The organism is Streptacidiphilus sp. BW17 (assembly GCF_041262485.1).
GTDB lineage: Bacteria > Actinomycetota > Actinomycetes > Streptomycetales > Streptomycetaceae > Streptacidiphilus.
The window spans coordinates 55312-65657 of the sequence record NZ_JBGCCR010000042.1 but is presented as its reverse complement, the minus strand read 5'-3'; the positions used below and the strand labels follow the sequence as shown (position 1 = coordinate 65657).

General features: G+C 70.0%; 9 protein-coding genes and 1 pseudogene. 5 read left to right on the top strand and 5 right to left on the bottom strand.

Features of this window, described 5'->3' with window-relative positions; translation table 11 throughout:
* The first annotated feature begins 205 nt into the window (after window positions 1–205).
* Together ABH940_RS33390 and ABH940_RS33385 are read left to right on the top strand one after the other, a co-directional pair.
* Window positions 206–1051 carry an SDR family oxidoreductase gene (locus ABH940_RS33390; RefSeq protein WP_370072423.1) on the top strand — a complete coding sequence of 282 codons (846 nt, stop codon included), beginning with the start codon at window positions 206–208 and terminating at the stop codon, window positions 1049–1051.
* A 454-nt stretch (window positions 1052–1505) separates the two neighbouring features.
* Entirely contained in the window at window positions 1506–2009 is a 504-nt protein-coding gene (locus ABH940_RS33385; RefSeq protein WP_370106988.1) for a hypothetical protein, read from the top strand.
* A gap of 199 nt (window positions 2010–2208) precedes the next feature.
* Here the strand turns inward: ABH940_RS33385 and ABH940_RS33380 are convergent.
* A pseudogene (locus ABH940_RS33380) lies at window positions 2209–2489 on the bottom strand (transposase); the annotation flags it as partial.
* Window positions 2490–2561: 72 nt separating this feature from the next.
* Between ABH940_RS33380 and ABH940_RS33375 the strand changes: the two are divergent.
* Window positions 2562–2768 (top strand): type IV toxin-antitoxin system AbiEi family antitoxin domain-containing protein, encoded by a 207-nt coding sequence (locus ABH940_RS33375; RefSeq protein ID WP_370106992.1) that lies wholly within the window; start codon window positions 2562–2564, stop codon window positions 2766–2768.
* A 212-nt stretch (window positions 2769–2980) separates the two neighbouring features.
* Here the strand turns inward: ABH940_RS33375 and ABH940_RS33370 are convergent, their stop codons facing one another.
* The 3 genes from ABH940_RS33370 to murG form a co-directional block, all read right to left on the bottom strand.
* Window positions 2981–5125 carry an NPCBM/NEW2 domain-containing protein gene (locus tag ABH940_RS33370; RefSeq protein WP_370106987.1) on the bottom strand — a complete coding sequence of 715 codons (2145 nt, stop codon included), beginning with the start codon at window positions 5123–5125 and terminating at the stop codon, window positions 2981–2983.
* A gap of 253 nt (window positions 5126–5378) precedes the next feature.
* The gene (locus ABH940_RS33365; RefSeq protein WP_370072426.1) at window positions 5379–6428 is read right to left on the bottom strand and encodes a GDP-mannose 4,6-dehydratase; all 1050 of its coding nucleotides are present in this window, start codon (window positions 6426–6428) and stop codon (window positions 5379–5381) included.
* Entirely contained in the window at window positions 6425–7600 is a 1176-nt protein-coding gene (gene murG, locus ABH940_RS33360; RefSeq protein WP_370106986.1) for an undecaprenyldiphospho-muramoylpentapeptide beta-N-acetylglucosaminyltransferase, read from the bottom strand. Before murG ends, ABH940_RS33365 begins: the two co-directional genes overlap by 4 nt.
* Window positions 7601–7728: 128 nt before the next feature.
* On the opposite strand from murG, the gene ABH940_RS33355 reads away from it, so the two are divergent.
* Both ABH940_RS33355 and ABH940_RS33350 read left to right on the top strand, forming a co-directional pair.
* Window positions 7729–8409, top strand: coding sequence for a response regulator transcription factor (locus ABH940_RS33355; protein ID WP_370106991.1), 681 nt, complete (start codon window positions 7729–7731; stop codon window positions 8407–8409).
* Window positions 8406–9848, top strand: a complete 1443-nt coding sequence (locus ABH940_RS33350; protein WP_370072428.1) for an ATP-binding protein — start codon at window positions 8406–8408, stop codon at window positions 9846–9848. Before ABH940_RS33355 ends, ABH940_RS33350 begins: the two co-directional genes overlap by 4 nt.
* A 265-nt stretch (window positions 9849–10113) precedes the next feature.
* On the opposite strand, the gene ABH940_RS33345 is transcribed toward ABH940_RS33350, so the two are convergent.
* Window positions 10114–10281 carry a hypothetical protein gene (locus ABH940_RS33345; RefSeq protein WP_370106985.1) on the bottom strand — a complete coding sequence of 56 codons (168 nt, stop codon included), beginning with the start codon at window positions 10279–10281 and terminating at the stop codon, window positions 10114–10116.
* Between the last annotated feature and the right edge of the window lie 65 nt (window positions 10282–10346).

Sequence of the window (10346 nt, the reverse complement as noted above, 5' to 3'; positions counted from 1 at the left end):
CCGCCCCCCTTCTCATGGGGGGGGGGTTCCCCTTCCTGCCCCCCCCCCCCCGCCGGCGGTGCGGGGGGCTGGGTTTTTTGTCGCCCGACCGACCAGGCATGATCCACAGCTCGCCGACGGAGGCGTGGCGGACAACGCCCGCGTTGACACCGCACATCAACACCACACCGGGCGCCGAGCCCGGTGCTTGAAAGGAAACCCCCTCATGAGCAAGGTCATTTTCATCACCGGCGCCGGGCGCGGTCTGGGCACGGACATCGCCCTCCAGGCACTGAAGGCGGGCCACCAGGTCGTCGCCACCGGCCGCCGCCCCGAGGAGGTCGAGAAGACCCTCGGCGGACCGCAGGACAACCTGCTGGTCGCCAAGCTGGACATCACCAGCCTGGACGACGCCCAGGGAGCCGCGCAGGCAGCCGTCGACCGCTTCGGCCGCATCGACGTCCTGGTCAACAACGCCGGGAACTTCTTCGCCGGCTACTTCGAGGAGATCACGCCCGAGCAGATGCGCCAGCAGTTCGAGACGAACCTCTTCGGCCCGATGAACGTCACCCGCGCGATCCTGCCGATCCTGCGCAAGCAGCGCGCCGGCCACATCATCACCCTCTCCTCCTCCGCCGGACTGATCGGCCAGGAGTTCTGCGTCGCCTACGCCGCCTCCAAGTTCGGCGTCGAGGGCTGGATGGAGTCCCTGCGCTACGACGTCGAGCCCTACGGCATCCGCACCACGGTCGTGGAACCCGGCTTCTTCCGCACCGAACTCCTGGTGGACGCCTCCACGACCTGGCCCGAGCCGACCATCGACGACTACGCCGAGCGCACCACCGCCACGATCACGGCCTGGAAGAGCATGAACGGCCGGCAGACCGGCGACCCCGTCAAGCTCGCCCAGGCCCTGCTGACCATCGCCAACCAGGACCAGCCCCCGCTGCGCTTCGTCGCCGGCGCCGACGCCATCGAAGGCGCCGAGGCCAAGTCCAGGGAACTCCTCGCCCAGGCGCAGGCATCCCGCGAACTTGGCGGCAACCTCGGCTACGACGACGAAACCGCCTGAGCACCCGTCACGGAACGGATGCGTCCTCGGCCGGGCCCTTCCCGGATCAGCGGATCCTGGGCAGGGCCTTGTCGGGGTGCGCGGCGGCGGCACATCGCACGGCGATGCCGGCACGGATGCCGAAGACGAGGGCGAGGTGGCGGATCGAACAGAGTGCTGTCGCATCTCGTGAACATCGCACACCGCCCCGTCTCACCGGGACTGACTCCTATCGCCTCGCCACCGCCCGAGCCCGGGCCGAGCAGCAACGCACCGCCAGCTGACGACCACACACCCGGCCCTTCCTCCACAGGTGCCGAATCCGCCGGCCGCAGGAACGGGTCAAGGTGGAGCGCCCGCCGCCGAAGCCGGTGGACGAACGACCTTGACCCGCGACGAGGACCGGCCACCATCACAGCACCGAGGAAGGGCCCCGACCCGGCTCTGATCACCCTCGATCAGGCATTCTGGGCAGATGGATCTTTGCCCCTCGTGTGGTGAATCGCTTGCCGACCGTCCGTTGAACCAGATGCTGCCCGAAGACCGGGCCGGTGGCCTCGGCGGACGCGAGGTTCACCGTTGCCCGGGCTGCCGTCGACTCGCCTGGCGCCACGAGGGGGCGGAAGGGGCCTGGGTCGATGGCGGATCGGATCCGAGCCTGGACTATCTGTTCGATCATGCTGACTGGAAACCGGAACTGCCCGAGCCCTGGGTGTTCACTCCCGTCGACAGGCGCACTGCGCTGGAGGTCGAGCTACGAGCAGAAGCCCCCAGTGGCCACCCGCTCTTCGACCAGCCCATCACCGCGATCGCGCACTGCCAGGGCTGCGACGACGTCGTGTTCACCGTGAAGGTCGAGAACGGCTGGTTCGCCCTCGTCCACCTGACCTGGCAGGGACGACGAGAGCCGCTGCCCTGGCCCAGGGTCCAGCGCATTACAACTCCGCTGGCGCAAGCCCTCCAGGCGCACACACACTGACAGAGGATCAAGCACTGGCGACCCACTGGTGGGGCCAATTCTCCCGGTCACACATCGCCGCGAAGCCCCCCGCCTGGGGCCAAAGGTCTCGGTCCCTTGGGGCCAAGAGAATCGTTCGAAGCCAGCCGACAGAACTCGCAGGTGAGTCCTCCGGGAACTCTGTGAGGGCATCTTGTGTGAGTAGTTTGCCCTTGATGCCCTAGTACGTACCTCGCCAGGTTGGTGTGGTCTCGTCCGTTATACGCTTGGCGAGGTTGAGGATCGAGGCGATGTGGATCATGGCTTCGGAGCTGGCCGGGAGGATCTCGTAGTCGCGGGCGAGGCGCCGTCTCAGCATGACCCAACCGAGACTCCGTTCGACTACCGACCTCCTTTTCACCACGTGAAATCTCGAGATGTCGGACTTGCGGTGGACGACTTCGACGTCGATGCCCAGGGTGGCTCCGTGCTCGACGACGGCGTTTTGAAGCCGGTGTCGACCACCTGGCCGGGCTCGCCGCGGCCCGCAAGGTCATCGACGGCCTCACTCCACCCGACCGGCAACCAGCTCCCTTGGCCACGGACACCGTCTACCAGCGCATCGTGACCGCCTTCAACGGGCACCCCGACCGGGTCTTCCGGGTCCGCGAGCTACACGAACGCCTCGGGCTGCCCACCGACGAGCCCACGATCAACGTCACCCGCTCCCGCCTGGGACGACTCGTCCGCCAGGGACTCCTCGACCAACCCGGACGCGGCCGCTACCAAAGGCGGACTTAACGTCCTCTGAAAATGGCACACCAGGCGATCTGCCTGCGACTACCCTGCTGCGACAGGGCAGCGGCGCAGGACTCTGACCGCCACGCGGAACACAGCGCCGCGCGGCGCGACTACAAGTCCTGACGATTGCTCCGGCACGACGTGGGCTCCGGGTGTCACTTCCGCCCGGAGCCCACAGCCGCAGTCGCGCAGAGAAGAGTGATCTCGTGATTCTAGGAGGCGCAGGTGATTTGAGCGTTGGCCCAGTCGGAGTGGTCGTAGTTGATGTTGTCGCCGACGTGGTTGACGACGAGTCGCAGGAACTGCGCGCCTGAGAGATCGGCGGTCAGCGTCTTGCCGGGTTCGCCTCCGGTCATCACTCCGCTGTCCGCGACCTGCTTGCCGTCGGCCCAGATCTGGAAGTCGACGGATCCGCTGTTGCCGACTTCGCTGTCGATGCCGACGGTGGTCGATACCGATGAGCACTTCTGGCCGATGTAGTACTCCAGCAGACTGTCGGCGTGGGTCCCGATCCCGGTGGGGTAGACGACGCCCCCGATCGTGAGGGGGTTGCCGCCGACGCTCTCGTTCTCGTGCAGCGTGCCCCAGCCGATGGTCTCCTGGAGCCAGGGGACGCCGGCGAGTTGGGTGGTTCCGGTCGGTGGCGGGGGCGGGATGACGACGTCGACCGTCTCGGTGGACGACCCGGTTGCATGGTGTTCGGTCATGGTGAGGCTGTATGAGCCTTGCGTCGCCGTCGCCGGCGCTGAGACCGTCCATGCGGTCTCGAACGTCGCGTTCGTGCCGAGAGTGGGTGTGCTGCTCGCCGAGTCCGCTGTGACCGACCAGCCGGCCGGTGCGGACAGCGACGCCCGGATGTCCCGGGCGGGAGCGCGACCGGTGTTGGTGACGGTGGTCTGGACCGTGCTGGCCCCTCCTGCGGTGACGACGGGGGTGGCTCCGGGGTAGGGCAGGGGGAGCTGGACTGCGGCGTTCACCGACGGCGGGTAGAGGTTCCACTGCGGGTCGGTCCTGACGCGGTACAGGGCGGTGCCATGCGCCGGGACCACCGCGGTGATCGTGCCGGCCGTCTCGGTCGTCCGATGCGTCCACAGATCGGTGAGAGTGTAGGCAGGGCCGGAGGCCATGCCTATCGCGGAGGCCGAGGTGGAAATGGACTGCTGTTCGTCACTGGTGTTGAAGAGAGCGACGATGCCGTCCCCGGTGGCTTCCTTCTTGGTGAAGACCTGTGAGGTGCTCGTGTCCGCGATGCGCTTGGCGTCGATGCCGTCCTGGTCGACGGCGATCACGTCGGTGTTCTTGAGGTATCCCAGGTCGGTCTGGTCGAGATGGGTCAGGTCGGTGCCGAGGATCAGCGGTGAGGCAGCCATCGCCCACAGGCTCAGCTGAGTCTGGCGTTCGTTGGGCGTGAGGCCGTCGTTGCTGCCGTTGCCGACCTCTGCGGAGTCGTAGTCGTTGAACGCACCGGGGCCGCCGTAGGGCTGCCAGTCCGCGACCTCGTCGAACCGGCTGGCCACGCTGTTCCAGGAGGTGAGCGGGTAACTGCTGCCGTTCGTGCCGCAGTAGCACTCGATGTCGCCGCCGGTCCGCCAGCCGTTGGCGTACTCCGCCCAGGTCGAGGCGTCGGAGACGGACAGGCTGTTGGAGAGCTCGAGGTGGATGGGACGCCCGGTCTGCCGCAGCGCCTTGGACCAGGCGGCGACATCCGGGACGTCCCAGGAACCGACGCCGTCGATCTTGAGGTAGTCCACGCCCCACGAGGCCATCTCGTCGGCCCATGAGTCGATGAACGCCTGGGCGCCGGGCTTGCTGTAGTCGATGCCGACCATGCCGCCGCAGTTGTAGTTGCTCTCCGAGGTGTTGGGCTCTGCGATGTCGTCGGCGTGGTAGGGGGTGCCTTCGATCGGGGTGTTCTCGGCGACGGCCTGTTTGGATATCCCGGGTGTGACGTACAGGCCGAACTTCAGGCCGTCCGTGTGGATATGGTCGCCGACAGCCTTGATCCCGTTCTCCGAGCCGGACGGCGGGAACTTGCTCGGATCGGTCACCCACCGGCCGTACTGGTCGACGTCCGGCCCCTGGCTGCCGGGGCACTGGTAGTAGAAGTCGTCGAGATTGACGTACTGGTAGCCCACCTTGGCGAGCCCGCTGGCCTTCATCGCGTCGGCGGCGGCGTCAAGCGCTGCCGCGGTCGGATGGCTCCGCAGAAAGCTCCAACTGCTCCACCCCATGGCGGGCTTGAGCCCGACGCCGTTGTCCTCGGCCTGCGCCGCGGTCGGGGCGGAGACGATCACCCCGGTGAAGAGTGTCAGTCCGGCTGTCAGCGCAGCCGCCATGGCGCGTATCGGTCTTCTCATCGTGCTCCTCCAGGGTCTGCCACCCTTGTAGAAACCGATCAAAGTTCAACAGCTCTGCGCAAGTTCAAACATCAATAGATGGGAGCCTAGGCACTGCTGTCCCTCCGGTCAACGACTCGTGCAGTCGCCTCGGAGCGGGTCCGGATGCACGGGTGGATCTGACGGGTCGGCAACTCCCGTATGCTTCCGGCGATTCGGTGTTCGCTCTGGTCCGGACTGAGCGTCATCTCCTCCGCGTGGAGCCGGGACTCCGTCAGACCGCGTAGCGTCGCGGGTCGAACAGGTGCAGATTGCCCGCGACCCAGGCAGAAGTCCGGGCCAGGCCCTCGGCGAGGGTCACCTCCGGCCGCCAGCCGGACCAGTCGTGGGCGCGGGAGTTGTCCGACAGCAGCCGGTGGACCTCGCTGCCGCTCGGGCGGAGGCGGGCCGGGTCGACGGTGATCTCGACGTCCGTACGGCCAGAGGCCTCGATCAGTGACCGGGCGAGGTCGCCGATGGAGATCTCCTGTCCGGTTCCCAGGTTGACGACCTCGCCCACGGCGCGGTCGCAGTCCGCCAGCGCCAGGAAGCCGGCAGCGGTGTCCGTGGCGTAGGTGAAGTCGCGGGTCGGAGTCAGCGAACCCATCCTCAGTTCCTTCGCTCCCGCGTGCAGTTGGGCCAGGATCGAGGGGATCACTGCGCGGGCGGACTGGCGTGGACCGTAGGTGTTGAAGGGCCTCACCACGGTCACCGGCAGCTCGAAGGCGTGGTGGAAGCTCAGCGCCATCATGTCCGCCGCGATCTTCGACGCCGAGTACGGCGACTGCGGCTGGAGCGGGTGGTCCTCACGGATCGGGGCGGTGCGCGCGGTGCCGTAGACCTCACTCGTGGAGGTGTGCAGCAGGCGCCGCACGCCGTGCCGGCGGCAGGCCTCCAACACGTGCTCGGTACCGACGACGTTGGTCTGCACGTAGGCGCCGGGCGAGTCGTAGCTGTAGGGGATGCCGATCAGCGCGGCGAGGTGGAAGACCGTGTCGCATCCCTCGACCGCGTCGCTGACCCGGCCCGCATCGCGCACGTCGCCCGCCAGCATCTCGACGCGGTCGTGGTCGAGGTACCCGGCCAGGTGGCCACGGTCGGCATACGGCTTGTAGTGGACGAACGCCCGCACCCGCGCGCCGCGGGCGACGAGCAGGTCGACCAGGGTCGAGCCGATGAAGCCCTCCGCTCCTGTCACCAGCACGGTCCGCCCGGCCCACCGGCCGCTCGGGCCCGTGCTCGTGCTCGTGTCGATCGTCTTGTCCGACAGGTCGGTGATGCTCATGCTGCGTGCTCCAGGGAGTGGGGGTACGGGGTCGGGCCGGGGATGCGGTCGGCGAGCCGCCGGACGTACTCGGCGAGCAGGTCGGCGGCGTCGGCATGGGTGCCGGGGTCCGCGGAGCCGCTCATCGCGGCGAGGCGGGTCGGGTCGGCGAGTAGCGGGTCGAGCAGCACCGCCAGCGCCTCCGCGGTGGTGTCGCCGTCGCGCAGGATGTGCGCCGCGCCCGCGTCGGCGAGCACCTTGGCGTTGTGGAACTGGTGGTCGCCGGGCGCGTGGGGGTAGGGGACCAGGATCGCCGGGACACCGGTCGTCGCCAGCTCGGCGACCGTCGCCGATCCGGCGCGGCAGACCACGACGTCCGCCGCGGCGTAGGCGAGGTCCATCCGGTCCAGGTAGGGAACCGCCTGTGCGACGGCCGCGCCGCCCTCGCGCAGCAGGGCCGCGCGGGCCTGGTCCAGCTGCTGCGGCCCCGTCTTGACGAGCAGTCGGACGTCGGGCCGGTGACGCCAGCGCCGGGCGAGGTCCAGTGCGGCCTCGGTCAGTCGCTGCGCCCCCAGGCTTCCGCCGTTGAACAGCACCAGGCGTACGCCCGGCGGGACGCCCAGCTGCTGACGCGCCGAACCGCGCAGCGCCTGCCGGTCCATGCGGGCCAGCGGGCCGGACAGCGGCATGCCGACGGTGACCGCCCGCTCGCGACTCGCTCCGGGCAGATGGGCCCGGCTCTCCTCGAAGGCGAGCGCGACATGCGGCGTCAGCCGCGCCGCGAAGACGTTCGCTCGTCCTGGCACCGCGTTCGACTCGTGCACCAGGCTCGGCAGTCCGGCCAGTCGCGCGGCCAGCACCGCCGGAGCGGAGGCGTACCCGCCCATCCCGACCACTACCTGGGCGCCCTGGCGCTCGATCGCCCGTCGCGCCTGTCGGGCCGAGCGCAGCAGGTCGGCCGGCAGCAGGTACCGGCGGGCGCCGAGCGAACGGTCGAAGGGGATCATGTCCACGGTGTGCAGGCGGTAGCCGGCCTGCGGGATCAGCCGCGTCTCCAGGCCGCGCTCGGTCCCCACGAACGAGACCACCGCCGTGGGGTCGGCTCTCCTGAGCGCCTCCGCCAGGGCGAGCCCTGGGTAGATGTGTCCGCCGGTTCCTCCGGCGCCGATGACCACCGATACGGGAGTGTGCATGGCTCCACCGTGGTGACCTGGGCTAAGAGGGTTCTAAGAGCTTCGGTGCGGGCCCGTTCTACAGTGGTTTGCCCGATCTGCTTTGCCATGATGGTCTGCCCGAGGCCCAGGTGTGGAAGGAGAGCCGACTGGTGACACGGATCCTGGTGGTCGACGACGACCCCGAGGTACGCGCTGCTGTCGCGGACGGCCTCGCCGTCGAGGGGTACGACGTGCTCCTGGCGGTCGACGGACACGACGCTCTCGCCAAGATCGCCGCCGATGAGCCGGCAGCGATCGTGCTCGACCTGATGATGCCCGTCCTGGACGGCCTTGCCGTCTGCCGCAGACTGCGCGCGATCGGCGACCGCACGCCCGTCCTCGTGCTCACCGCCCGTGACAGCGTCAGCGACCGCGTCGACGGACTGGACGCCGGCGCGGACGACTACCTCGTCAAGCCCTTCGCCCTCGACGAGCTGACGGCCCGCGTCCGCGCCCTGCTGCGCCGCACCGCGCCCGAGCTGCCGGACGAGGACCTGCACTACGCCGACCTGACGCTCGACCCGGCCGCCCGCACCGGACGCCGCGGCGACCGGCTGCTGGAGTTCAGCCGGACCGAGGCGGCGCTGCTGGAGCTCCTGCTGCAGCACCCCGAGCAGACGCTCACCCGGGAGACCCTGCTGGAGCGGGTCTGGGGCCGCGACTTCGGTCCGGACTCCAACTCCCTGGCCGTCTACGTCGGTTACCTGCGGCGCAAGCTGGAGGCCGACGGCGAGCCGCGACTGGTGCAGACCGTGCACGGGCTCGGCTACCGCCTGGCCGCACAGTGAGCCAGCGTTCCGGGCGGACCCGGCTCACGGCCGTCCTCCGGCCGCCGAGGCTGCCCGCCCTCACCCTGCGCGCCCGGCTCGCCTGCACCGCCGCCCTCGCCGTCGCCGCCGTCGCCGTCGGCCTGACCTGGGCCGCCTTCATCCTCATCCGCTACGAGCTCACCCACCAACTGGAGTTGGACCTCACCCAGGCCGCCACCGTCGCCGTCCAGCAGCACAGCGGCGAGCCGCCCGGCGTGCTGTCAGGGCAGTGCCGCTACCTGGCTGCCCCTGCCTGCACGCAGGTGGTCCCGGGCGACTCCGCCCGCGACCCCCGTGCGCCCGCCGACGCGTACGTCCTGCAGGTCAGCCCCGCCGTCCGCGAGGTCGCGGCCGGGACACGTGCGCCGTACTACACCACGACCACCGTAGACGGGCAGCCCGCCCGGATGCTCGTCACCCGGTTCGGTTCCGGCGAGGCCCTCCAGGTCGCGCTGCGCTCCGACGGAGTCCAACGGGCCGTGGGTCAGTCAGCCGCCGTACTGGCCGCGACCGGCGCCGCGGGCGTGCTGGTCGCCGGGCTCCTCGGCTGGTGGGTCTCCCGGACCGGACTGCGCCCGGTCACCCGGCTGACCGCCACGGTCGAACGCATCACCACCACCCGCGACCCGCACCACCGCATCGCCTCCCACGCCGCTCCCCGGCAGCGCCCGGACGAGATCTCCCGCCTCGGCGACAGCTTCAACACCATGCTCGACGCCCTCGAAAACTCGGTCACCGCGCAGCGCCGCCTGGTCGCCGACGCCTCCCACGAACTGCGCACCCCGCTCACGGCGCTGCGCACCAACGCCGAACTTCTCGCCCGCGCCGACCGCCTGACCGACGCCCAGCGCGACCGCGCGGCCGGTGCACTCGGTCGTCAACTGCGTGAGCTCACCGGTATGGTCAACGACCTCGTCGAACTCGCCCGCGACGAAGAGCCGCAGGCGCTGCTGGAACCCGTCCGGGTGCTGCCCCTGGTCGAGCACGCCGTCGCCGCCGCGCGCGAGCACTGGCCCGGGCAGGAGTTCACCCTCACCCACAGTCCGGACGTCGCCGACGCGCTGGTCTCGGGCGTCCCCGCGCGGCTGTCCCGACTGCTGGCGAACCTGCTCGACAACGCGGCGAAATTCGGCGCCGGACGTGGCCCGGTCGAGGTCCGTGTCGCACGCGGCAACGCCGGCGACACGCTGGAGCTCTCCGTCCGCGACCACGGCCCGGGCATTTCCGACGACGACCTGCCGTACCTCTTCGACCGCTTCTATCGCGCGGGAGCCGCCCGCTCCCTCCCTGGCTCCGGTCTCGGCCTCGCCATGGCCCGTCAGATCGCCCGCGCCCACGGTGCGGACCTCACGGCCGAGTCCCTCCCCGGTGCGGCCGGCGGCGGCGCCTGCTTCCGCCTGACCGGCCTCGCCGGCTGATCCGGCAACCTTCCGTGGTAGTTCGGGCGGGAGACCTACCGCTTCGCGCCCCGCAGCCGGACCCGGCGCTCGTCATGGCAGGAGCAGTCGCAGCCCATCACTCGGCCGTTGATCCGGTACACATCGACCGGGCAGACGTGGTCGTCGGCAGTCGCGGCGTTGCACGTACCGAAGTGCGACCGTGCGGGCGGCGTCCACGTGCGCGCGCCCGGCATAGGCCGGTCGAACGGCACTGGGTACTCCGGGTACGCCGGACGCGGCCCGCTCACCGTCGGCCCCCGAACAGCTGCTCGCGGCTGTACCGGACCCGCTCGGCCTCGGCGGCGGTCTCGAACCGCAGTGGCTGCCCCGGCTCGCCTTCGAGCGGCTTCCCGTCGACGATCAGCCGGTACATGCCGTCACGCGGCTCGAACTCCACGCTGCCGCCGCTCACGACGCCGCTCCCTCGGTGTGGCAGGTGCAGCCGCAGGCGACCGGCACCCAACCCAGACTGTGATG

Excerpts from the sequence above, each read along its gene's own strand:
- ABH940_RS33390 (WP_370072423.1), top strand. The coding sequence starts at position 206 with ATGAGCAAGGTCATTTTCATCACCGGCGCCGGGCGCGGTCTGGGCACG.
- ABH940_RS33385 (WP_370106988.1), top strand. The coding sequence starts at position 1,506 with ATGGATCTTTGCCCCTCGTGTGGTGAATCGCTTGCCGACCGTCCGTTG.
- ABH940_RS33370 (WP_370106987.1), bottom strand. The coding sequence starts at position 5,125 with ATGAGAAGACCGATACGCGCCATGGCGGCTGCGCTGACAGCCGGACTG.
- ABH940_RS33365 (WP_370072426.1), bottom strand. The coding sequence starts at position 6,428 with ATGAGCATCACCGACCTGTCGGACAAGACGATCGACACGAGCACGAGC.
- murG (WP_370106986.1), bottom strand. The coding sequence starts at position 7,600 with ATGCACACTCCCGTATCGGTGGTCATCGGCGCCGGAGGAACCGGCGGA.